The organism is Marinobacterium sp. BA1 (genome assembly GCF_041155135.1).
Taxonomy (GTDB): Bacteria; Pseudomonadota; Gammaproteobacteria; order Pseudomonadales; family Balneatricaceae; genus Marinobacterium; species Marinobacterium iners.
The window spans coordinates 1,032,479-1,053,527 of the sequence record NZ_BAAFHC010000001.1; the positions used below are offsets into that span (position 1 = coordinate 1,032,479).

Annotated in this window: 26 protein-coding genes; 9 read left to right on the top strand and 17 right to left on the bottom strand. The window is 53.2% G+C overall.

Going from position 1 to position 21,049, the window contains the following annotated elements:
* Positions 1–6: 6 nt before the first annotated feature.
* The 7 genes from pabC to ACAM29_RS05065 are packed head-to-tail and all read left to right on the top strand — an operon-like array spanning position 7 to position 5,573.
* On the top strand, positions 7–852 hold the full coding sequence (pabC, locus tag ACAM29_RS05035) for an aminodeoxychorismate lyase (protein WP_369623417.1): 846 nt from the start codon (positions 7–9) through the stop codon (positions 850–852).
* On the top strand, positions 846–1,880 hold the full coding sequence (gene mltG, locus ACAM29_RS05040) for an endolytic transglycosylase MltG (RefSeq protein WP_206834233.1): 1,035 nt from the start codon (positions 846–848) through the stop codon (positions 1,878–1,880). Before pabC ends, mltG begins: the two co-directional genes overlap by 7 nt.
* A 6-nt stretch (positions 1,881–1,886) precedes the next feature.
* Positions 1,887–2,522, top strand: coding sequence for a dTMP kinase (gene tmk / locus ACAM29_RS05045; RefSeq protein WP_206834231.1), 636 nt, complete (start codon positions 1,887–1,889; stop codon positions 2,520–2,522).
* The gene (locus ACAM29_RS05050) at positions 2,512–3,504 is read left to right on the top strand and encodes a DNA polymerase III subunit delta' (protein WP_206841785.1); all 993 of its coding nucleotides are present in this window, start codon (positions 2,512–2,514) and stop codon (positions 3,502–3,504) included. Before tmk ends, ACAM29_RS05050 begins: the two co-directional genes overlap by 11 nt.
* Positions 3,505–3,523: 19 nt before the next feature.
* Complete coding sequence (locus ACAM29_RS05055; protein ID WP_091824011.1) at positions 3,524–3,874, top strand: PilZ domain-containing protein; 351 nt, start codon at positions 3,524–3,526, stop codon at positions 3,872–3,874.
* Positions 3,875–3,886: 12 nt separating this feature from the next.
* Positions 3,887–4,666, top strand: a complete 780-nt coding sequence (locus tag ACAM29_RS05060) for a TatD family hydrolase (protein ID WP_369623418.1) — start codon at positions 3,887–3,889, stop codon at positions 4,664–4,666.
* 1 nt (position 4,667) lies between these two features.
* A complete protein-coding gene (locus ACAM29_RS05065) occupies positions 4,668–5,573 on the top strand; it encodes a radical SAM protein (RefSeq protein WP_369623419.1) in 906 nt (301 codons plus the stop codon).
* Between the two features lie 26 nt (positions 5,574–5,599).
* On the opposite strand, the gene ACAM29_RS05070 is transcribed toward ACAM29_RS05065, so the two are convergent.
* The 7 genes from ACAM29_RS05070 to ACAM29_RS05100 all read right to left on the bottom strand — a co-directional run bounded on the left by ACAM29_RS05070 (position 5,600) and on the right by ACAM29_RS05100 (position 9,081).
* Positions 5,600–6,166: a chemotaxis protein CheW gene (locus ACAM29_RS05070; RefSeq protein ID WP_091824021.1), complete on the bottom strand. Its 567-nt coding sequence runs from the start codon at positions 6,164–6,166 to the stop codon at positions 5,600–5,602.
* Complete coding sequence (locus tag ACAM29_RS05075; protein WP_369623420.1) at positions 6,163–6,957, bottom strand: hydroxypyruvate isomerase family protein; 795 nt, start codon at positions 6,955–6,957, stop codon at positions 6,163–6,165. Before ACAM29_RS05075 ends, ACAM29_RS05070 begins: the two co-directional genes overlap by 4 nt.
* A gap of 2 nt (positions 6,958–6,959) precedes the next feature.
* A complete protein-coding gene (locus tag ACAM29_RS05080) occupies positions 6,960–7,295 on the bottom strand; it encodes a TusE/DsrC/DsvC family sulfur relay protein (protein ID WP_206841773.1) in 336 nt (111 codons plus the stop codon).
* Position 7,296: 1 nt separating this feature from the next.
* Positions 7,297–7,578, bottom strand: coding sequence for a sulfurtransferase complex subunit TusB (gene tusB / locus ACAM29_RS05085; protein WP_369623421.1), 282 nt, complete (start codon positions 7,576–7,578; stop codon positions 7,297–7,299).
* The gene (gene tusC / locus ACAM29_RS05090; protein WP_091824032.1) at positions 7,575–7,937 is read right to left on the bottom strand and encodes a sulfurtransferase complex subunit TusC; all 363 of its coding nucleotides are present in this window, start codon (positions 7,935–7,937) and stop codon (positions 7,575–7,577) included. The genes tusB and tusC overlap by 4 nt, the downstream gene beginning before the upstream one ends.
* Entirely contained in the window at positions 7,934–8,332 is a 399-nt protein-coding gene (gene tusD / locus ACAM29_RS05095) for a sulfurtransferase complex subunit TusD (RefSeq protein WP_206841771.1), read from the bottom strand. Before tusD ends, tusC begins: the two co-directional genes overlap by 4 nt.
* A 68-nt stretch (positions 8,333–8,400) precedes the next feature.
* A complete protein-coding gene (locus ACAM29_RS05100; RefSeq protein ID WP_091824038.1) occupies positions 8,401–9,081 on the bottom strand; it encodes a Bax inhibitor-1/YccA family protein in 681 nt (226 codons plus the stop codon).
* Between the two features lie 143 nt (positions 9,082–9,224).
* Here ACAM29_RS05100 and ACAM29_RS05105 point away from each other — a divergent pair, with 143 nt between their 5' ends.
* Entirely contained in the window at positions 9,225–9,992 is a 768-nt protein-coding gene (locus ACAM29_RS05105; RefSeq protein WP_369623422.1) for a pseudouridine synthase, read from the top strand.
* Positions 9,993–10,004: 12 nt separating this feature from the next.
* Here the strand turns inward: ACAM29_RS05105 and ACAM29_RS05110 are convergent, their stop codons facing one another.
* Positions 10,005–10,496 carry an S-ribosylhomocysteine lyase gene (locus ACAM29_RS05110; protein ID WP_206841766.1) on the bottom strand — a complete coding sequence of 164 codons (492 nt, stop codon included), beginning with the start codon at positions 10,494–10,496 and terminating at the stop codon, positions 10,005–10,007.
* A 160-nt stretch (positions 10,497–10,656) separates the two neighbouring features.
* On the opposite strand from ACAM29_RS05110, the gene ACAM29_RS05115 reads away from it, so the two are divergent.
* A complete protein-coding gene (locus tag ACAM29_RS05115) occupies positions 10,657–11,952 on the top strand; it encodes a tyrosine-type recombinase/integrase (protein ID WP_369623423.1) in 1,296 nt (431 codons plus the stop codon).
* Here the strand turns inward: ACAM29_RS05115 and ACAM29_RS05120 are convergent.
* The 9 genes from ACAM29_RS05120 to ACAM29_RS05160 form a co-directional block, all read right to left on the bottom strand.
* Positions 11,949–12,167, bottom strand: coding sequence for a helix-turn-helix transcriptional regulator (locus ACAM29_RS05120; protein ID WP_369623424.1), 219 nt, complete (start codon positions 12,165–12,167; stop codon positions 11,949–11,951). The two genes, ACAM29_RS05115 and ACAM29_RS05120, sit on opposite strands and share 4 nt — an antisense overlap.
* A gap of 12 nt (positions 12,168–12,179) precedes the next feature.
* Complete coding sequence (locus tag ACAM29_RS05125) at positions 12,180–12,845, bottom strand: hypothetical protein (protein ID WP_369623425.1); 666 nt, start codon at positions 12,843–12,845, stop codon at positions 12,180–12,182.
* Complete coding sequence (locus tag ACAM29_RS05130) at positions 12,833–13,309, bottom strand: hypothetical protein (RefSeq protein WP_369623426.1); 477 nt, start codon at positions 13,307–13,309, stop codon at positions 12,833–12,835. Before ACAM29_RS05130 ends, ACAM29_RS05125 begins: the two co-directional genes overlap by 13 nt.
* Positions 13,302–14,789 carry a YfjI family protein gene (locus ACAM29_RS05135; protein WP_369623427.1) on the bottom strand — a complete coding sequence of 496 codons (1,488 nt, stop codon included), beginning with the start codon at positions 14,787–14,789 and terminating at the stop codon, positions 13,302–13,304. Before ACAM29_RS05135 ends, ACAM29_RS05130 begins: the two co-directional genes overlap by 8 nt.
* Positions 14,786–15,676, bottom strand: a complete 891-nt coding sequence (locus ACAM29_RS05140; protein ID WP_369623428.1) for a toprim domain-containing protein — start codon at positions 15,674–15,676, stop codon at positions 14,786–14,788. Before ACAM29_RS05140 ends, ACAM29_RS05135 begins: the two co-directional genes overlap by 4 nt.
* Before the next feature lie 106 nt (positions 15,677–15,782).
* On the bottom strand, positions 15,783–16,040 hold the full coding sequence (locus ACAM29_RS05145) for a helix-turn-helix transcriptional regulator (RefSeq protein ID WP_369623429.1): 258 nt from the start codon (positions 16,038–16,040) through the stop codon (positions 15,783–15,785).
* A 102-nt stretch (positions 16,041–16,142) separates the two neighbouring features.
* Complete coding sequence (locus ACAM29_RS05150) at positions 16,143–17,387, bottom strand: McrC family protein (protein WP_369623430.1); 1,245 nt, start codon at positions 17,385–17,387, stop codon at positions 16,143–16,145.
* A complete protein-coding gene (locus ACAM29_RS05155) occupies positions 17,384–20,035 on the bottom strand; it encodes an AAA family ATPase (protein ID WP_369623431.1) in 2,652 nt (883 codons plus the stop codon). The genes ACAM29_RS05150 and ACAM29_RS05155 overlap by 4 nt, the downstream gene beginning before the upstream one ends.
* 38 nt (positions 20,036–20,073) lie before the next feature.
* The gene (locus tag ACAM29_RS05160; RefSeq protein WP_369623432.1) at positions 20,074–20,997 is read right to left on the bottom strand and encodes a hypothetical protein; all 924 of its coding nucleotides are present in this window, start codon (positions 20,995–20,997) and stop codon (positions 20,074–20,076) included.
* Between the last annotated feature and the right edge of the window lie 52 nt (positions 20,998–21,049).

Genomic DNA, 21,049 nt, shown 5'->3' on the forward strand with positions numbered 1-21,049 from the left:
GGCGTCTTGGCCTCCCAATATTCCATGCAGGCGCAGACGCTGGTCAATGGCCTTCCGGCCACACAGATTGATGTCACCGATCGTGCTCTCGCTTACGGTCACGGCCTTTTTGAAACGTTGCTGGTACTCAATGGCAAGCCGGTTTTTTATCCGGCTCACCTGCAGCGACTGATGAATGGCTGTATGCGGCTTGGTATACCTGCTGCTGGCCTTGAGCGGCAGCTTGAAGCTGATCTTGAATACTTGGCGCTTCCCGAGACTCCCTCCGTACTCAAACTGATCCTCTCCTGTGGTAGTGGCGGCAGAGGTTATTTGACGCCTGATCCCGCTTCTCCGCTTCGTATCCTGATGTTAACGCCAATGCCCACGTATCCGGACCAGCCTGAGCGGGGCGTTCAGGTACGCTGGTGTAGCACGCGCCTGGCCCGTCAGCCACTGCTGTCAGGTATCAAGCACCTTAACCGGCTTGAGCAGGTGTTGGCGCGTAATGAATGGAGCGATCCGGCGGTACGGGAAGGGCTTATGTGTGATACCGAGGGCTGGGTCGTCGAAGGTACCATGAGCAACCTGTGCTTTATCAAGCAGCACCGTTTCTGTACACCGTTGCTGGACCAGGCCGGAATCGAGGGTGTTGTGCGCAATCAACTGTTGCAGCTGGCGGCTGATCTGGGGCTTGAAACTGAACAGGGGTACTATACCCCTGCAGAGGTTGAGTCTGCCGAAGAGCTGTTCATATGTAACAGCCTGATCGGTATCTGGCCAATAACCCGGTTGGGAGAGCGCAGATATACGCCAGGCCCATTTACGGCAAAACTGCAGGCAGCCCTGCAACAACGGATGATCTCATGCTGAAGAAAATTGTACTGCTGCTGGTGTTGATTGTGACCGTTGGGGCCTTGGCTCTTGGTTACGGATACAAGCTGCAGCAGCAGAAGCTGAATCAGCCGCTTGCAGTGGAATCTGAACGCTCTCTGATGGTTGAAAGAGGCACCTGGTTTGGTGCTTTTGCCCGACAATTGGCTGAGGAGGGCTTGATTGATGACCCTCTGTGGCTGCGCATAGAGGCAAAGCTCAATCCATCGATTACTCAGATCAGGGCCGGTGAATATCGACTCGAGCCAGGTATGAGCTTGCGGCAGCTTCTGGAGCGGGTGTTGGCCGGTGATACGGTCGACTACAGTTTTACCTTTATTGAAGGAATGAATTTCCGTCAGCTGATGATGGCGCTGGCGAGCAGTGAAGTGCTTGAGCAGCGTGCAGCAGAGATGACTGAAGCGGAGCTGCTGGCTCATCTGGGCAGTGATGAAGAGGCGATTGAAGGTTTGTTTCTGGCCGAAACCTACCACTTTGAAAGGGGTATGACTGACCTTCAGTTGCTTGAGCGTGCCCATGCGGATCTGAATGCCTTTCTGCAGCAGGCTTGGGAGGGACGCACAAAAGGTCTGCCTTATGCGTCACCCTATGAGGCTCTGATCATGGCCTCTATCATCGAAAAGGAAACCGGTGTGCCGGACGAGCGTGGCAAAATTGCAGGTGTGTTTGTGCGCCGCCTTGAACGAGGCATGCGGCTGCAAACTGACCCAACCGTGATCTATGGCATGGGGGAGCGCTATGAAGGTCGCATTACACGAGCTGATCTGCGACGTCCTACGCCTTGGAATACCTATGTGATCGATGGGCTGCCACCCACCCCCATTGCCTTGGCCGGTCGTGAAGCGATACGTGCGGCACTTAATCCTGAAGAGGGCTCGGCACTGTATTTTGTTGCCAAGGGTGACGGAACCCATCAGTTTTCGAACACTCTGCAGGAACACAATCGTGCCGTGCGAGAGTATCAATTGCAGCGGCGAGCGGATTACCGTTCATCACCCGGGAACTAAGCGCAGATGAGCACAGGCCGTTTTATCACTGTTGAAGGCATAGAAGGGGTGGGCAAAACCACCAACCTGGAATTCATCCATCAGCAGCTTTTGAGCCGAGGGCTGGATGTCGTGCGTACCCGAGAGCCGGGCGGAACACCGTTGGCGGAATCGATCCGTGAACTGCTGTTGGCTCCGCGCAATGAGCCGGTCGCTGAACTGGCTGAGCTGCTGTTGATGTTTGCAGCTCGTGCGCAACATATCGAACAATGTATCAGGCCTGCTCTGCAACGGGGTGCATGGGTGCTCTGTGATCGTTTTACCGATGCCACTTACGCTTATCAGGGGGGCGGGCGAGGTCTGGATCAGTCACGCATAGCCCAGCTCGAAACCCTTGTGCAGGGTGGGCTGAGACCTGATCTCACGATTCTGCTGGATCTACCCGCCCGTCAGGGTATGGCACGAGCACGTGCACGCAGCATGCCGGACCGTTTCGAGGCCGAAGCGGAAGTGTTCTTTGAGCGAGTACGTGACTCTTATCTGCAGAGAGCGGCTGCCGAGCCGCAGCGCTTTGCCGTGATTGATGCAGCCCCGCCGCTGGAGCAGGTGCAACAGGCTGTCGGTCAGGCGCTTGCAAGGCTGGAGAGTATCGATGCCTGCTGAGCAACTCTATCCCTGGTGTGAGCTACAATGGCAGCGTCTGCTGCAGCAGCGAGCCTCAGACCGTCTACCGCATGCCTTGCTGCTGTCAGGTCCTGCAGGTGTTGGCAAGGAAGGCTTTGCAGAAACATTGGCAAGCCTGTTGCTTTGCCATCAGCCGAATAATGATGCTCCCTGCGGTCACTGTCACAGTTGTGAGTTGCATGCAGCCGGCCATCACCCCGATCTTGTGCGCGTTTCTCCGGAAGCGGAGGGTAAGCCGATCAAGGTGGATCAGGTGCGTGAGTTGATCGAACATCTGCACAGTACTGCACAGCAGGGTGGTTACCGGGTGGTGATAATGAGTCCGGCGGAGTCGCTTAATACCTCTTCGGCCAACGCCCTGCTGAAAATTCTTGAGGAACCGGGGCGCAATACACTGCTGTTACTGGTATGCCATCAACCCGGGCAGTTGATGCCAACCATTCGCAGTCGCTGTCAACGAATCGATTTCGCCACACCTTCGGCTGAGCAGAGCGAGCTCTGGTTGCAGCAGAAGCTTAAGCTGGAACAGGATCGGGCAGCCCAGCTGCTGCGGCTGTGTCATGGCGCTCCCCTTAAGGCTCAGGCGCTGTATGAAGGCGATCTACTGGAGCAACGCAAGAAACTGATGTCAGGATTGGCTGATCTGTTGCGAGGACGTATGGCAGCCAGTGAGCTGGCGCAACAACTGCTTAAGGCGGACCTGCTACAATGCCTGGACTGGATCAATAGCCTGTTGAGCGATATTGTACGTATTCAGCTGGCTGATCTGCAGGAGCCTGCCGTTAATGCTGACATGAAGCGGATGTTACAGGCCATTGCCAAGCGAGCGTCCAGTGCGCAGGTATTTGCACTGGCAGACAGAATTCAGGAAGAGCGCGTCAGTCTTTTGCTGCGTCAGAACCCGAACCGGCAGCTATTGCTGGAAAGGCTGTTGCTGCAGTGGGCTGAGCTGTCACGTTAAACAGAGGAGCGTTGTATCCATGGCGGTAATACCAAGAATCAGTCACGGTATCCTGTCGCTGTCCATCGATAATAAGGACAGCCTTTATAAAGCGTATATGCCATTCGTCACCAATGGTGGCCTGTTCATTCCGACAACCCGAACCTATCAGTTGGGGGAAGAAGTGTTCATGTTGCTGATGTTGATGGATGAACCCGATAAGGTACCGGTTACCGGTAAGGTTATATGGGTCACGCCCAAGGCGGCCCAAGGTGGTCGAATACCGGGCATCGGCATTCAGCTGTCTGGTGATGATGCTGCTCTGGTACGCAAAATCGAGACTTATCTGGCCGGTGCAATGGAGTCGGGACGACGTACCAACACCCTTTGATCAAGAGTTAACATGTTTATAGATTCACATTGCCACCTCGATATGCTGGACCTGTCACGGCATGATAATTCCCTCGATAACATAATGGCGGCGGCCCGCGAGCGTCAGGTTGGGCAAATGCTCTGCGTGTGTGTCGACCTGAACAGGTTCGACAGCATGGTTTCTGTGGCGCAAAGTCAGCCCAATGTCTGGTTTTCTGCCGGCATTCATCCGTTGCATGTTGAAGAGAGTCCGTTTGATCGGGAGCGACTGGCAGAGTTGGCTCAGAATCCACGTATTGTGGCACTGGGCGAGACTGGTCTTGACTATCACTACACCAAAGAAACACTGGAACAGCAGCAGTCCAGCTTTGCCGGGCACCTGCAGCTGGCGGCAGAGATGGATCTGCCCGTGATTGTTCACACCCGCGATGCGCGTGAAGATACCATCCGCCTGATTCGTGAGCATGGCAGTTCGGAATCGGCCGGCGTGTTGCATTGCTTTACCGAGTCGCTGGAAATGGCGAAGTCGGCACTTGATCTCGGTTACATGATCTCGTTTTCTGGCATCATCAGCTTCCGTAATGCAGCAGAGCTGCGCGATGTAGTGAAAGCGGTGCCCCTAGAGCGGATGCTGATCGAAACTGATTCCCCATACCTGGCGCCGGTGCCTCACCGGGGCAAGCAGAATCAGCCGGCCTATGTGGCTGATGTTGCCGCATGTGTCGCCGAGCTTAAGGGTATTTCAGTCGAGCAGGTTGCCGAGCAGACTACGGCCAACTTCCATCAGTTGTTCAAGCGTACTCAGCCCTGAAATGCATTATTTCCAGCCTCCGGTCGATTATATCGAGCCTGTATTTCGTCCTCCGAGCGAAGCTGATTCGCTGATTCTCCAGGTCACCAATGGTTGCAGCTGGAATCGCTGTACCTTCTGTGACATGTATATTGACGACCATAAGCGCTTCAGGCCCAAGCCTGAATCAGACGTTCTGGCCGAGATCGAACGTTGTGGTCAGGTAATGCCCTGGGTGCAACGTGTATTTCTGGCAGATGGTGATGCCATGGCTCTGTCGGTAAGGCGTCTGAGCAGCATTCTGGAAGCGATCCGTACGCATCTGCCACAGGTACGAAGAGTGTCGGCATATTGTTTGCCAGTCAACCTGAAGCGCAAGAGCGTGGAAGAGCTGCAACGGTTGCGTGAGCTCGGGCTAACACTCATCTATATGGGGGCTGAAAGTGGCTCTGACAACGTCCTGGCGGCCTTCGACAAAGGGGAAACCTTTGAGAGTACTGCTGAAGCTCTGCTCAAGGCGCAAAAGGCAGGCATAAAGCGCTCCGTAATGCTGATTAACGGGGCAGGAGGTCGGCGGTATTCCGATGAGCATGCCGAAGCTTCAGCTCGGCTGGTCAACTTGACGCAGCCAGAATATCTGGCAACTCTGGTGCTGTTCTTTCGTCGAGGTGCCGAACAGCGTGTGCGTGCCGGCTACGATGGTGATTTTGAGCCTTTGGATGCGGAAGGTCTATTTCGTGAAATGCATCTGTTGATCAGTGCGACCGAGCTGAAGCAGACGGTCTTTCGCAGTGATCATGTATCCAATGCGCTGGTGTTGAAGGGCACGTTGGGGCGGGACAAAGCACGTTTGCTGTCAGAGATTGAAGCAGCTGTTGAGTGGGCGCAGCAACATCATATTCCAATGCGCCAGCAGGAGCGTTTCTAAGGGGGCCTAAGCCCCCTTAAGCTGGCTTAGTAGCCGCGTTGGGCCTTGAGCTCTTCTTCGCTCAGCGGGGTGATGCTCAACAGCATTTTGGTCAAGTCGAGCAGAATGATCAGGATGTTGTTGTAGTAGCAAACGCCTTGTACAAAACGCTTGGTGGAGTCATCGCCGGAAACATTCGGGGCGCGATCCACATCGTTGTGCGGCAGGTTGATGACTTCATCCACACTGTCGACTACAAGTCCGATCACTTCCTGTTCATTGAACTCAACCACGATGACGCGTGTGTCGTCATCATAAGGTACCAGTGGAAGTCCAAACATGCGGCGGGTATCGATGACGGTCACTACATTACCGCGCAGGTTGATGATTCCCAGTATTGCCTTGTCGGCTCCGGGTACCGGAGTAATCTCACTGAAGCGCAGGACTTCTTTAACCTGCATTACGTCGATGCCATAGAGTTCATCATCTACCCGAAAGGTTGCCCACTGATGGTAGACAATCTCTTCCTGCTGGGCACGGCGTGAGCGTTCGGAATCGGCCTGTTGTCCGGCCTGCAGTGTTTTCAGGTGTTCAGCCGCGGCGTTTAGACTCATGCTGTTCTGTCCTGTGTAATCCAAGGTTGCAACCATTCAAGGCTGGATTCTGTTTGGCCTGAAGGGTTGTATTCAAGACTTATATAGCCGGAGTATCCCATAGCCTCAATAGCCTTGAAAAGGTTAGAGAAGTTAATTTCACCGCTGCCGGGCTCATGACGGCCTGGAACGTCCGCGATCTGTATATGTCCGATGTGTGTACTCAGGCGATTCAGAGTGTTGATCAGGTTCCCTTCCATAATCTGCATGTGATACACATCATACTGCAAACGGGTACTCGGCAGATCAAGGCGTTTGATCAGGTCTACAACCTGAGTACTGTAGTGCAAGCGGAAACCCGGCAGATCTTCGGTGTTGATTGCTTCGATCAGCAGCTCAACATTGGCCTTATGGCACTGCTGAGCGGCCAGTCGCAGGTTTGATTCCAGTGTCTGCTGAATCTGTTCTTCGTTTTGCCCGCAAGGTGTAATGCCAGCCAGGAAGTTGAGCTTGGGCACACTCAGCCGCTTTGCCCACTGCAGCGCAAGCGCCAGGCCATCCGCAAACTCACTTTGGCGCCTTGGGTCACAGCACAGGCTGCGATCGCCATTGTCCCAGTCACCGGCCGGAATATTGATCAGTATCAGCTCTAGCTGCTGTTGACTCAAGGCATCGGCAACAGCTTCCAGTCCAAGAGCGTAAGGAAACTGGATTTCGACAGATGAAAAGCCGGCGGCACGGGCAGCCGCGAAGCGCTCCAGAAACGGAAGTTCGGTAAACAGCAGGCTGAGGTTGGCGGCAAAACGCAGCATGGTCAGAGACAGTTTTCCGGTTTGGGCAAACCTGCCAGCAATGCTGCGATTTTGGCTGGGCTGCCTGGAAACAGTTGCATCAGGTAGATACTGCGCCCCTTGTCCTTGCCGAGTTTTTGGCTGACAGCTTTGACCAAAGGACGCATGGCGGGGGATAGCTGGTACTGCCGATAAAAGTCACGCAACAGATACAAAATTTCCCAGTGGGCATCCGTCAGCTCAATTGTCAGTTCTTGAGCCAGATGTGATGCAACTTCAGGAGTCCATTGTGAGACATCATAAAGATAGCCTTCTTCGTCAAGCTCCACGGTGCTTCCGTTAATACTGAGTATTGTCATATCAAAACCAGTTTATGACACTATCATGAGTTACCGCCAGTTCAACAAATCCGGCATCGTCCACACAGCTGACTCCATCTGAGGTGATACCCCGTGCAAGCAGATCAGGCTCAAGTGCCAGAATGCGCGCGGGCAGTCGTGTCAGTTCGTTCCTGTAGTGTGGCAGCAGCCAGTAAACAGCTTCTTCAATCAGTAACAGTGAGTCGTTTTCGCTCAGGCTGGCAGCACAGGTCTGGAAGGCTGTGCGATCAGAAGGAGAGGTGTTCAGCGTGTGCAGAATCATAGCGTTATAACCCGAGAGTGTCGTGCCATCAAAGCCCGTATTTCGTCCTGATCCAGTACGGCAGGGGCAGGATCAAGCCGTGAGGCTTCCAGGCCATGTAGAGCAAGACTTTGGGTGCTTGTATAGACTTGATCTATATCGTACATCGGCAGTGCTCCCAGCATGGCGTTGGGGCTTTTCTGGCCAATGCGACCGCTTTGTTGATCTGGCAAAAGCTGCAGTACCGCATCGTCAAGCAACAGAAGTGTCACGGGTAGTTCAAACAGTGCGCAGCTGAGTGCAACATCAATGGCATCACGTGCGGCGGATGATGAATAGGGTGCGCGCCGGCAGATGATCAATACATCGGGCTTGCTCATCCTCGACCTCCGAACGTGATAACACGGTCTGACTGGATCAGAGCCTCACTTAATTGTCCCAGGCCTGACAACTCAAAGCCGGGTGCCAAATTGGCAGCGGGCTTTTCATATCGTTTGGCCTCGTTTTCATCGAGAACACCGCGGCGAACAGCGGCTGCGATGCATACGACCAAATCCAACTGATGTTCCTGCGCCAGTAACTGCCATGCCAGCGGCACGGACTGCTCATCTCTGGGCGGAGATGCCAGTGCGCTGGCGTTATGTACCCCATCGCGGTAGAAAAATACCCGGTAAAGTTCATGCCCGCTTGCCAGTAGTGCGCGTGCAAAACGCAGCGCGGTATCGGCCGATGCAGACTGGTAGGGGGCCGAGTGGATAACAAGGGTGAATTTCATTGTGGAGACCAGACATAAAAAAGCCCCGCAATCTTAACAGATATGCGGGGCCGGGTGGCAGTCGATGATCAGTCGTCGCTGAAAGCGCTGACTAGGCTGAGCAGATGTACAAACAGGTTGTAAATGCTCAGGTACAGGCCAACTGTAGCCATGATGTAGTTTGTATAACGGCCGTTAACAATGTTGCTGGTGTCATACAGGATGAACCCGGCCATCAGCAGCACGACAGCAGCCGAGAATGCCAGGCTAATACCGGAAATATCGACACCAAACAGTGGCAGTACGAACAGAGCCAGCATCGCTACAATAAGGATGATTGAGCCTGCTGCCAGGAACCCTCCCATGAAGCTGAAGTCCTTGCGAGAGCTGAGTACATAGGCGGACAGCCCCAGGAAGGTGATGGCAGTCATGCCCATGGCGGTCATCACGACCTGTCCACCGTTTGGCAATGCCAGATAGTGGTTAAGCAATGGCCCCAGGCCAAAGCCCAGCAGGCCAGTAAAGGCGAAAGTCAGCGGCAGTGCAGCGGCCGAGTTCTGCTTGCGGTTAATGACAAACAGCAGTACGAAGCTCAGGATCACACTGCCGAGATACACCATGAACGGAGGGTTGATTGCCATGGAGATACCCGCTGTCACGGCACTGAATATCAGTGTCATGGCCAGCAGCATATAGGTGTTACGGATGACCTTGTTGGTCTCCAGTACCGCCTGCTGAGAGCGGCCTTCGAATGTGCGAACGTTATCCATCATTAACCTCTTGTTGGTGTCCATCGGTACTGATAACGGATTCTAATTGGGTTTCACGCAGGTTTCGACCGTTTAACTGCAAAAAGATTCCCGGTAGAATTTTGCGCTTTGTTTTTATCTGCCGTTGATGCCAAGGGTAGCCTGTGACCGACTCAACTGAGCTTGTTGTTCTTTATGAAGATGAATACCTTGTGGCTGTTCACAAGCCGGCCGGATTGCTGGTGCATCCCAGCTGGATAGCGCCGGCGAGAACACCGAACCTTGTTTCCATGTTGAAGCAGCGCTACCCCGGTGAAACCGTGCATACGGTGCATCGTCTTGATCGTGCAACCTCGGGGGTTATTCTGTTCGCACGTCGAAAGGACGTAGGGCAGCATCTGCAGCAGCAGTTCATCGAACGTAGCATTCACAAGACCTATCTGTGTGTCGTCAGGGGCTGGACGGAAGAGGTCGGAGTGATCGACTATGCGCTCAAGCCCATTCATGACAAATATGCGGATCCGCTGGCCAACCCGGACAAGGAGCCGAAAGAGGCAGTGTCGGAATACCGGCGGCTGGCGACAGTATCCCTGCCGATTGCGGTGGGGCGCTACCCCGAGGCGCGCTATTCACTGGTTGAGGTTAAACCGAAAACCGGACGCAAGCACCAGATCCGGCGTCACATGAAACATATTCTGCACCCCATCGTCGGTGATACCAAGCACGGGGAAGGGCGCCACAATCGATTGTTTCGTGAGCACCTGGATTCTCATCGTTTGCTGCTGATGGCTGTCGCGATAGAATTTGAGCATCCGGTGACAGGGCAAAAGGTTAAAATTGAATCAGGTGTTGGCGACGATGTTGAGGGGCTGTTCAAGCGTCTTGGCTGGGTGGAGGGGTACCCGGTCAGCAGCAGTGTGACTCTGAGCTGACCGGCCAGAGGGTCAGGACAGCCAGTTGTCCGGATCGTTTTCGTCAGCAAACACCTGCGGCCACTCATTGCGGTGGTTGAGCATTTCACGGGCAATGGACTTCGCCCCTTCCAGATCATGGCTTGCGGCCCAACCACACTGCAGTTCATTACAGGCAGGTACTTCCGTTGCATCCAGCACGTCCTGCAGGGTGCGCGCCAGCACTGCAAGAATTTCACTGTAATCATCGTGGTTCATGACCGAAAGATAAAAGCCGGTCTGGCAACCCATGGGGCTGAAATCCAGCACGCAATCCAAGTGGTTGCGTATCAGCTCAGCAATCATGTGTTCCAGCGAATGCAGTGATGGCATCGGCATGTGTGCCTGGTTGGGCTGGCAGAATCGAATGTCATATTTATGCACTCGATCCTGTTTGCCTTCGGTAACGCCGACCAGACGAACATAAGGAGCAATGACTTTTGTGTGGTTGAAGTTGAAGCTCTCGACGTTCATAGTGTTCTCCATGGTTCTCTGTTTGCGCTGTAAAGCGTTTCAAAACAATATGTTATTAGCGTTTATTGCCGTGTCAAAGCGTTATATACGTTTTCTTTCCGTGCCTGCCTCGCGTTTATAACTGCCACTGTTACTGCTACTCTTACTGTGACTAATATGGAGTTCAACTTTCATGGCACAGTTCAGCGACCGTTATATCAAGTCTCTCAAGGCCCAGGATAAGCCTTACATCATAACCGAAGAATCCGCCGAGCGAGGTGGCGGGCGGTTTCAGGTTAAGGTTTACACCAGTGGCCGCAAGCAGTTCTTGATTCAGTATTTTCACAACAAGCGCCGCAGGCAAATGAGCATTGGTAATTACGGGGCGATGACCTTAGCAGATGCACGTCAGGAGTTCATCCGATTATCAGCTCAAGTCCAGCAAGGCATCTGCCCCAAGGCGGAGCGGGAGCGGCTTGAGATGGAAGAAGCGATCCAGCAAGAGGAAGAGCGCAGGCAGCGAGAAGGGCTGCGCACTTTCTTTGAACTATGGGATGACTTCTACGCCAGCATCAAGCCGCAAACTAAAGTTCAGTCATTGAATCAACTGCGCTGGATGTTCGAAAGCGATATCAAGCCCTTCATTGCCCCGGACCTTTTAGCCCGTGAATTCACCCAGGACCATGCCCGTGCGCTGCTGAAACGTGTCATTGACCGCGATGCGCGCTATAAAGCGAACAATTTACATGGCCGTTTGAAAAGCTGCATGCGCTATGCGATTGATCAGGATAACGCGCCAGAGCGGTTTGGCGAACCTGTACGTTACGGGGTTACTACCAATGTCATGCGGGATATTCCCTTGCCTGTACCCAAGGGCTCACAGCCAAGACACCGTACTCTGACTGAAGAGGAGGTGGTAACGTTATGGAATCTGCCACGCACCAAAATGCGTAACCGCATGCACCATTTGTACTTCAAGTTGCAGATCGCCCTAGCCGGCCAGCGGGTCATTGAGCTGTACCACGCTGAACATTCCGAATGGGATCTGAAGAACAAGTTGTTTGAAATTCCTGCAGAGCGAATCAAAATTGAGCGGCGAGGTACCCATGTTGTACCACTCTCAGACTTGGCGATTGAGTTGTACAAGGAAGTTCGCTTGCTGGGTGGGGATGGCCGTTTCCTCTGGCCGCACAGAGACCATGATGATAAACCGGCGTCGATCAATGGCTTGATCCAGTGTTGTCATACTTACACCCAAGAGTATGACGATATTCAGCCGTTCACACCCAGGGATTTGCGCCGCACCTGTAAAACGCTGATGAGCAAATGCGGCGTTGACCGCCTGTATCGGGACATGCTCCAGCAGCATGATGAGATTGATACTGCTGCTCAGAAGAACTACGACAAATACGATTATCTTAAAGAAAAGCGCTGTGCCATGGAGCAATGGACGTCGTATCTGCAAGAGCTGGTGAGGCGGGGAGACTAACCCGCCACTTGCTCATCGCTGTCCTGCTTCTTCTTCCAAGCGTCTTGTCCGAGCTGCATCCACTCTTGAACTTCGGACAGGCGCCAGCGCACGCACCGCGTACTAATCCGGACCTGCTCCGGGAAAAGGCCTTGCTTGACCAGTTTGTAAACTGTGCTCTCACTGATGCTGACCAGCTTTTCAACTTGGTTAATTTTCAACATCTTATCAGTCATTATTCATGCTCCTTATCGATTCTGGTCGGCATCGACAGATGTATTGCCGAAAAGTCTAACCGCGTACCTCAAGTGCGAGTCCAGCACACCCAAGCGATCAGACCAGTGCCCGAGCGCATCGAGCCAGCAAGCGTTGTGCTTGGCTTCTAGTTTGCGGAACGTCGTCTCGTGCATTCCTTTTGGGCGGTTGCCGCAGGGGGTCAGGATGCCCGCAGGCCAACCCAGCTTTTTGCGCAGCCGCTGGGTACGATCTATTGCCCGCTGGTACTCGGTTTGGCGCTGACTCCGGTAGGCCAGCTTGTGACAATGCCGGCAGGCAAACACACCGCTTAGATACAACAGGCCGGTACGTCGACCACAGCCCGGCACTGGACAGGTAAACCAGGGCCGTACACCGCCGAAATTGCAAGCCGTCCAAGTCAGGTCAATGCTCATTGATTGATCTGCCCACAGGTTCGTATTGCCAAACCGGCAATCAGACAACATCAACTGGCCAGGCTGAATCTCAATCTCCATAGTGCCCACCGTTTCATCTCGATACAGCCAATCCAGTCGATAACGGTTACCGATGGCTGCCAGTTGGTCTTTGTTCCAGCTCCTGATATCCAGTGCCGGATGGCGATAGGTCAAGCCTTTGGCATCTTCTGCCGGGTGACGTCCGCTACTCAAACTGCCCATGAATCGCTCCAGATTTTTCCGAAATCATTAGTTAAATCAGATGGTTCATTGACTGTTGCCGGTTCCTTCGCTGCGGCCTGACCATAGAGCCAGCGGTTTGCGTGCTTCCGTCCAACATTATCTATCTCATGAGGCTTGGGTTGTTTTGCCTCAATTGCCTGCAGCCATACCTCCCGATAGCCGCTCAAAAGCTGATGACGTTCCCGACCGCTCATTCCGGCTAGAATGTTATCGATAAACCCCACATCGTCTCGGGCACCTACTATCAGCGCCAGCTCGGGCATCAAGTCTGTGGCCCGATACAGCATGCGTACCGGCGTGGTGGTATCAGGCTCGGTTACGCTTATTGCATCGCGCGATTTTTTTGCTGAAACGCTCGGCAGGGTACTGACAGAACTGACAAAACCCTCTGGATACGCCTGCTCATGTTGTAGTGCTCGCACTTTCTGCTGCCACTTACCCATCGGCGTGATTCCTCCAGAAATACTGGACCTTGGACCTTCCGCCAGTGGCTATATCTACAGAGTGCAAGTATCGATGGTCGACCAGCAGTTCCAGTGCTTCAGCTACCACTGCTTTGTCCATGCCGCGCCAGCCTTTGCGATACACTTCGCGCGCAGTGAAGGGCTTGTCGAGATCCTTGCGTTTACTCAGTATCAGGTGGGCGGCGTCGACTTCAGCACAGATTGCGGCGCTATAAAGTCGTGCCGCGTGAGTACGTAGATACTCGGCCCAATCAAGTGCCATGGCCGTTGCATCCAGGCCAGCATGACGGCTGTCACCGTTAACCAGAGCAAAAACCAGCGCCAACCCGCATACGGTTTTTGGCATCTTCAGCAGGTGGCTTTCGAGAATCGGCGGTAGTCGCCCGCTTCTGGCCTCTATCTGAAGCGCCTCCATCCACTCAACAAACAGCTGTTGCGCAGCAGGGCAAAAGTGCCATATGGCTGGTTTGTCACCCATGGGTAGTGCGTGTAGACGCTGGAACACATCGGCGTAGCGTTCTTTGGCACAGCTGTTGACTGGAACGTCCTGCCAAGACCATTCCTTTACTGGGTCGGGCCATACCGCCAGTTGGAAGCGCTGAATCAGGCCGTCGTCAGTCGCGCCATTGGCTGCACCTCGCACCACCGGCGCTATCTTGGATGGCTGAATGCCGCCGACGATGCTCAACATGCAGTTTTCAATCCGGATGGTGCCGCGCCCGATACGGTCATAGGTGTAATCATCCTTGCCGTTAAAACTTTCCAGGTAGAAAGCGCGATCTGACGCGAACTCCTCCTGGCCCATCTTGCTCAGCCAGCCTGATAGCTCATCACGGATCAGCAGCAGGCCGTTGGGATTTTCATTCAGGCGCTCGCCAAGGGCCTCCACAGTGGCATCATTTACTACCAGACGTGGCGGCGGTGGCTCCTGAACATCCATCTCTTCCTTGGCTTTCAGAAGTGCCAATGCAGCGTCGCGATCGCCATTGCCGAGTTCCTTTTTGGCGGCTTTCTCGATCTCGGCAAGCTCCAGCTTTTGCAACTTTGCCTCATGTTTGAGTTCATTCAGGGTGAGACCATGATCTTTACGCAATTGAGCCTCGATCTCATTCATCGGGAACCGCATCTCTCTGAGTGAAGGCGACTTCATTGCGCTTGGTCCACCAATCAATGCCCCCCAGCAATTGGCAAACTCCGTCCACTGCTCGTCTTCCTGTTTTGGGGCAAGGCAGGCCTTGCGGCCTACCATTGCACTCAGACATACGATTGCTGACACTGCGCAGAAGTCAGGCGGACACTGCTGGCGCTTGGCTACATCCATAACGTAATCACGAACATCTCTTGGCAGCATGCCAGGTTTAAACGGCATCACGTTAGGCAGCGGTGATGGCAAAGGTATAGGGCGTTCTGCCTTCACCTTGGGGGCCTCCACGCTATCAATTAAAATGGCTGTATTCATTCAGCCTCCTGTTTGCGAGGGCAAACGAAGGTGTCGTTGAAGTCACTGCATTCGCACTGATCGCCGCATATGGATGGCCAGGTATAATCAGCACCAGAGGCCTCTGCTGCCTTACGTGCCTGTGTGATGCCGGGGTTGCCTGGAGTCCGATGGTCATTATCCGCGCAGATCACAACATGGCTGCGGGGTATCAATGCGACCGCAGAGTTTGCGATCAGAGCAACTGACTGCAGGTTGCCGGCATTCATGGCACACATCACACTGTGCCCGGTCGCTTTGAACAGAGTGGCGCCGGTGGCAAAGCCCTCACAAACCAAGACTTTTCTCAGGTCCGGTGCATCGATTAAGCAGAAGCAGCCTTTGACCTGCCCACCAGACAGGAAACGTTTCTCTCCATCCGGGTGTATCTGCTGCAGGTTGCGAAGTTCCTGCTCTGCATTGATCAACGGCACCAGCAATCGATCACCCAGCTGGCGCAGATTCAGTGGCAGGATACCCTTGCGGCGAAGATACGGGTGCTGAGGGTCAGCCGGCTGTGCCTGATCCCACATGCGCTTGGCACGCGCAGCGGTCTCGTCCTGTTGGGTTGCGTGGAGCTCGCGTTGTTGCTCACGCACTTGTGCCATTTGAGTTTGCAGTTCCCAGCGCTCGGTCGCTGTCAGCTCATCTGAAAAATCTTCACGCCAGCTTGCCGAGTACCCCGTGCGCCAATTGCCAAAAGCGCCGAAGCTGATGCGCTTGGTATGCATCACATACCAGCCATTTTTTGTACACGGCTTGTCGCCAGCAATGTGAAACCGGTGGATCTGACCATCGTTGATGACACCATCTTTAACCGCCAGGCCCTCTGATTCGAGTCGCTGCTCAAATGCACGTAAATGATTCATACAAAGGCCTCCACGATGAGCCCGGCGGCTAGCACTGTGTAAAACGCCAGCATGCTCAAGCGAGAAAGCTTTTCTGAAAAAGTTGTTTTCATCAGATTTGACTTAATCATGCTGAGTGCTCCTTCGTAGCAATGTACTGACGTAAGGAATCCAGGCGCCAACCGATACACCGTGGCCCGAGAATCACTTTGGGCGGGAAGGCTGGATCTGTTTCTGACAATCGCCATAGCTGAGTACGACTGATACCCAAATATGCAGCAGCATCTTTTGGGCGAAGCAGCTTGGTCAGCTGTTGAGGGGGGTGGATAGTTTTATCGAATGCGTAGGAGCCAGCCGTAATTGGTAGGGGATATGGTTGTTTCATAAAAACCTCGTTGTTTAGTGAGGTTTCTTACGTTATGTCTCCGGACGGCCTATGAAACAACTTTTTTCAAAATTTTTATGGTTTAATAGAACTTTTAGAAATTTAAAATAAAACAAATTTCTCATCATGGTTATATGTGAGCGTTGGAGTAGCATTTTCACCCAACGGCACCGCCACCACCGTCAGGGTAACGGGCCCCTCAAGATTCAATGTCATTCGATGCTCGCCCTGTAAACCTGCCTGCTCGGGGTACAGCAGCATCACCTGGCTGCAGTGATACGCGCTGGCATAGGTGCCCAGCTGATACAGATCAGTAGATGACAATGACGCCATGGGGTTGGCGGCATCCAGCAGTTTCCACTTTGTATCGAGGATGGCGACAGGGCGTTTGTGCTCATCGAGCAGGCTGATATCGGGGCGCATGAGCAAGCGGCCTTTGCCGTTGCTGTCTTCACCCAGATAGCGCCGTGGGCCTTGCTCCATCAGCGTCAAACCGGCCTTGCGAGCCTGAGGTCTGAGCTTGACGGCGACAAAGCGCTCGAACAGCCGGTTCATATCAAACAGAAGGCTATAAACGGGTTGCTGACCGGCACGGGTATCGAGGTACTGCCCCTCAATGAACAAACGCGCCAGCTCGACCACAGCGGCATAGCGGCGCTGCATCCGGTTTAGATCCTGGGCACGAGGTACAGTCTCGCCCTTGCGGATCACGCCCACATGACCAAAACGCATTCGTATGCTGTGAACCTGCTGGCGCAGGGAAGGGGATGTGGTCAGATCCAACATGGAGACCAAGGCCGTGTGCAGCAGCCGGTTGACGGGAATATCGACCACCAGCTCATTGAAGCGGCACGACATGCGCTGCGGCTTGAACAGGTTTTCACGCTGCTGGCGTATCAGATCAATACGGCCGCGCACCTGGTCCAGGGTATCCTCAACATCGCGGTAGTCACGCAGCAGGCCCTGACGCATCTGGGTATCCAGCAGTTTCAGGAAATGTCGAATGAACACATCCAGCAGACGATGGCTGCTTGTAGCGAGTCCAGCCTGTTGCAGGCTGAGCCCTTCAATGTCACCGGCGACGTCCAACATCTCAATTAGGGTGGTGCGCTGTTGCTCCGACGTCTGGTGCGGGAATACCTTGGGCAGTATCTCAATCTGTAGTTGTTGCTGAATCTGCACTACACCGCAAAACTGCTTGAACTTAACCCGATTGCGGCCCCACTCCAGACAACCGGCAGGCAGGCTGGATTCGGCCTGGCCCAACGCATCGGCATCCTGAAGTGAAAGTGGTCCTGTATTGCCGATCTGCAGCCAGCCGTGTTCAAACGCTGTCAGCACTTTCATCCCGCGGCGTCCAGTGACTCGTAGATTTTGCGGATTGCATCAGCACTGATCTCGGCGGGTGCCTTGACGCGATAGTCAGACTTTTCCGGTAGATCGATATCCAGTCCGGCAAAGAGCAGACTTGGGTCCAACGTGCTTTGGGTAATGATCTGATGTTCAGCCGGTGCATCTTCATCGGCCAGTACTCGGCGGATCTGCTGCCAATCGTCGTAGAAATATTCGGTCAGCATCGGAATGATGTCGTACACCAGTACCTGCCTCAGGCTATCTAGGTCTTTTACATCCATGAAGAAAGCATGGCCAAAGGTCTGATCACGATGCAGCAGGTAACGCAGGCGCAGGTTGATGGCATTGAGCAGATCGCGCAGGCTCAGCAACCCACCTTCACCATCCGGAATGTAGCCATCCCCTTGGCTGCCGGTGATCTGTTTTGGCTCCGGCATCAGCTCGACAAAATGGAAACGGCGTCGCAGAGCGGCATCCATCAAGGCAATGGAGCGGTCGGCAGTGTTCATCGTGGCGTAGATATCCAGATTCTTCGGCACACCAAAACGCTCGCCGGAGTAGGGCAGCACCACTTCAATGCCTTCGACCAGCTGGCCTTCACTGTTCCACCATGCGCGTTTGTCCGGTTCGATCAGCGTGATCAGCTCACCGAAAATGCGCGAGATATTGCCTCGGTTAATCTCATCGATGAAAAGGGCATAACGCTGGTGCGGGTCCTGACGGGCGCGATTGCAGAAGGCCTTGAACAAGCCATCGCGCAGCTCATAGCTGATGCCGTCCTCCGTGGTTTGCGGCCGGATACCCTCAACGAAATCTTCATAACTGAATGACTGGTGAAAGGTGACCGTCAGGTGGCGTTTAACGCGGGCATTCTGGCTTTGTGGCCCCTGCTGCAGCTTCTTGAGCTGATCGCGCAGGCCTTCGCCTGCCTCATCCCAGTCACCGGTTAAAATCCAATGACCACCCGGTTTCTTGTCAAAGACGAGTGGGGTTAGCCGCTTCTCCATAGCAAGATTGACGGTTTGGGATTCTTGCACGGTATGTGTTTGCAAAGCATTCCAGCAGGTTGCACGCAGATTGGGACTGTCGGCGCGTCCTTGGACACGGGCCTTTGCTTTGAAAAAAGGATGAATAAGCAGGTTGGTAACGGCCGTGCCGCTATTTCGTGCAGACAAATCCGCCACAATCAGGGCAATCGTTTCCCACCATGAGGTAGTGGCCAGCTGCTCCTCCAGCCATTCGCCAGTCGTGACCTGACTGGCCTGAGCTTCGTACTTGGGCTGCAAATGACTGCGCCAGCGGTGAGTCTTGCCTGTGCCCGGCGGGCCATAAAAGATCTGGTTGACCGGTCGGGTGATATTGATCGCCTGTTGCGTTGAAGTCGGCGCCTGGGCTTGTACCACTTTGACCGGTGGCAGCTTGTTCCAAAGGTTGGCCACTATCTTGGCCGACTTGGATTTGATTTCGATGCCTGACGCCTGCGGCGTCCAGTTTTGCTCATCGACCGTGAGCGCCTTCAGATCGGCCATGCTGATATAGGAATCGGCCTTGGGGTCACGCAGATCAGTCAGCGTGATATCGACATACAGCGCCTTCTGACCCTGTTTGGCCAGTTCCGGGTTGTAGTGATCATCTTCATAGGGCTCGCTGGCAACATTGCCACGCGCAACCAGCCCTTTCGGGTCCTGGCCCAACCGAACCAGGAAGAAGCTGTCGCCTTCCCGAGGATGGGTCGAGGCCGTGCGCCAGCGCATGGTGACATTATCCCCGCGCGCGATGCGAAGGCGGTCATCCTGAAACGACCTCCAGGTCCAGTTATTGGGGTTCCAGGCCATCAGCCAAGTACCGGGAGTGGGGCGCCACTGATCCACCCAGGGTGATACATGGAAGTCCACCGGTTCGGTTGATGCTGCTTTAAGCTGAGTGCGCAGGGTGAGCAAGGCTTCATCGACTTCGCGGAAGCTCATGCTCTTCAGTTTGGACTTGGGTGTGCCGGCCATTACCCGCAGCATTTCCTTTTTGTCGCGTCCGACCGAGGTATGTTCAAAGCTATCCGGATAGAGCAGAAAACAAAGGATATGGCGGAACTGGCGCGTATTGGCACCGGGAATAGTATCCAGCCAGTCGGCAAACGCCCAAGGCGACTGAAGCAAGGGCTGGCGCTGATCTTGGCTCAAGCCTTTAAACGCTTTGAGCACTTCAATCAGAAACACCAATTCGCGCCACCGTAAGGTGTTGAAGCCCGTACCTGTGCTGCCTGCACCCAGCAGGGTGTCATCTTCAAGCAACCAGGATGCTGGCAGAGGCTCACCGCTCAGTTCCCAAACCGAGCGCACCAGATCCCGTTTGGTTGCGGGCTTGATATTGGTCGAGAACAGCAACAGTAGCCAGTTCAGCTCGGCCATTAGTTTGATCGCGTCAGGGGATGCATCTGCTAACTGGAGATGCAGTTTTTCAAGAAAGCTTTCGTCACCTTCCAGTGGATTCTGTATGAATCGCTGATCAAGTTCGGCCAGAAGCTGACTGCTCCAGTACTGAGCATCCTCAAACAATGCGCCATCGTTTAGCAGGCAGTGTTGTTGCCAGTACTGCGCCGCCTCCAGCAATGGTTTGATCTCATGGTTCGGGTTGTAGCGGCTCATGGTTGTATCCCTGCTTTTAAGCGAAATTCAGACTCTTTTTATACAGCCGTCTCAGGCCATTTAAGCTGTTCTATGGCTTGGCCAATCGCTTCCTTTTGGATCCAAGGCTCATAGAACTCAGTTTTCAGATAAGCCAGATCACTTTCCCAGTCATTTATAGCATTGGTGTAGTCATGGCTTGATCTCTTGGCGTTTCTGCATAATGCAGCAATCGTTCTTGCAAGCTTTAGAAGGCGAGGAAGTGTCCCCGGGTTTGACCAAGCGTTAATATAACCTTCATCCATGAAGTTATTTTCTTCTGAAAATTCTTTGAAAATTATATCTTTTAAAACTAACTTTCTACTCTCACTATCGAGCCCGATATTGCCTACGTGATATCCTTCAGAAGAGAGAAGCCCTGTTGATATCCAACCCGTCTTGAATATTGACTGTATTGATATTGCGATATCAGTATTAGGCCACTTCAATGATTTCCTTAGCAACTTCACTACTTGATCAATACTGCCAAAAAGTTCTATGAGAGAATCTATTTGATTTGATTTAACATCACTGAATTCGCTATAAATTATTTTGTAGCTAGGATAGTCAATTATTTTCTCAGGTCTAAATTTTTCCTGCATATTTGTGAATTCCTTGTCCAGTTTGTTCTTTAGCTTGAGCTTGAACTTGTTGGCTTTTTTAAACCTAAACTGGTTATCTTTTTTCTGGACAGGGAAAAGCATCATAATATATGAATTTATAGCTTGTTTTTCTTTTTCATTTAAACTTTCTATTATAGGTATTAGATTTGTGAGTCTATCCGTATTTCTTAACTCATATATATCATTGTATAGGATAAAATAGAAGTCGTTTACAATCTTTCCTATAGACTTGTCATTTAATACTACATAGTCTTTTTCTAAAAGATCTTTAATGCTCCGAATAGTGTTTCTGTATTTAGCAGAATGAACTTTGTTTTCCATTATGCACTCCAAAATAATCCTTTATGAAGATCACTTGAAATGAAGTGTCTCA

Bases quoted from the DNA above. Each gene is read 5' to 3' on its own strand.
- mltG (WP_206834233.1), top strand. From the start codon at position 846: ATGCTGAAGAAAATTGTACTGCTGCTGGTGTTGATTGTGACCGTTGGG.
- tmk (WP_206834231.1), top strand. From the start codon at position 1,887: ATGAGCACAGGCCGTTTTATCACTGTTGAAGGCATAGAAGGGGTGGGC.
- ACAM29_RS05050 (WP_206841785.1), top strand. From the start codon at position 2,512: ATGCCTGCTGAGCAACTCTATCCCTGGTGTGAGCTACAATGGCAGCGT.
- ACAM29_RS05055 (WP_091824011.1), top strand. From the start codon at position 3,524: ATGGCGGTAATACCAAGAATCAGTCACGGTATCCTGTCGCTGTCCATC.
- ACAM29_RS05060 (WP_369623418.1), top strand. From the start codon at position 3,887: ATGTTTATAGATTCACATTGCCACCTCGATATGCTGGACCTGTCACGG.
- ACAM29_RS05065 (WP_369623419.1), top strand. From the start codon at position 4,668: ATGCATTATTTCCAGCCTCCGGTCGATTATATCGAGCCTGTATTTCGT.
- ACAM29_RS05070 (WP_091824021.1), bottom strand. From the start codon at position 6,166: ATGAGTCTAAACGCCGCGGCTGAACACCTGAAAACACTGCAGGCCGGA.
- ACAM29_RS05075 (WP_369623420.1), bottom strand. From the start codon at position 6,957: ATGCTGCGTTTTGCCGCCAACCTCAGCCTGCTGTTTACCGAACTTCCG.
- ACAM29_RS05080 (WP_206841773.1), bottom strand. From the start codon at position 7,295: ATGACAATACTCAGTATTAACGGAAGCACCGTGGAGCTTGACGAAGAA.
- tusB (WP_369623421.1), bottom strand. From the start codon at position 7,578: ATGATTCTGCACACGCTGAACACCTCTCCTTCTGATCGCACAGCCTTC.
- tusC (WP_091824032.1), bottom strand. From the start codon at position 7,937: ATGAGCAAGCCCGATGTATTGATCATCTGCCGGCGCGCACCCTATTCA.
- tusD (WP_206841771.1), bottom strand. From the start codon at position 8,332: ATGAAATTCACCCTTGTTATCCACTCGGCCCCCTACCAGTCTGCATCG.
- ACAM29_RS05100 (WP_091824038.1), bottom strand. From the start codon at position 9,081: ATGGATAACGTTCGCACATTCGAAGGCCGCTCTCAGCAGGCGGTACTG.
- ACAM29_RS05110 (WP_206841766.1), bottom strand. From the start codon at position 10,496: ATGGAGAACACTATGAACGTCGAGAGCTTCAACTTCAACCACACAAAA.
- ACAM29_RS05115 (WP_369623423.1), top strand. From the start codon at position 10,657: ATGGCACAGTTCAGCGACCGTTATATCAAGTCTCTCAAGGCCCAGGAT.
- ACAM29_RS05120 (WP_369623424.1), bottom strand. From the start codon at position 12,167: ATGACTGATAAGATGTTGAAAATTAACCAAGTTGAAAAGCTGGTCAGC.
- ACAM29_RS05125 (WP_369623425.1), bottom strand. From the start codon at position 12,845: ATGGGCAGTTTGAGTAGCGGACGTCACCCGGCAGAAGATGCCAAAGGC.
- ACAM29_RS05130 (WP_369623426.1), bottom strand. From the start codon at position 13,309: ATGGGTAAGTGGCAGCAGAAAGTGCGAGCACTACAACATGAGCAGGCG.
- ACAM29_RS05135 (WP_369623427.1), bottom strand. From the start codon at position 14,789: ATGAATACAGCCATTTTAATTGATAGCGTGGAGGCCCCCAAGGTGAAG.
- ACAM29_RS05140 (WP_369623428.1), bottom strand. From the start codon at position 15,676: ATGAATCATTTACGTGCATTTGAGCAGCGACTCGAATCAGAGGGCCTG.
- ACAM29_RS05145 (WP_369623429.1), bottom strand. From the start codon at position 16,040: ATGAAACAACCATATCCCCTACCAATTACGGCTGGCTCCTACGCATTC.
- ACAM29_RS05150 (WP_369623430.1), bottom strand. From the start codon at position 17,387: ATGAAAGTGCTGACAGCGTTTGAACACGGCTGGCTGCAGATCGGCAAT.
- ACAM29_RS05155 (WP_369623431.1), bottom strand. From the start codon at position 20,035: ATGAGCCGCTACAACCCGAACCATGAGATCAAACCATTGCTGGAGGCG.
- ACAM29_RS05160 (WP_369623432.1), bottom strand. From the start codon at position 20,997: ATGGAAAACAAAGTTCATTCTGCTAAATACAGAAACACTATTCGGAGC.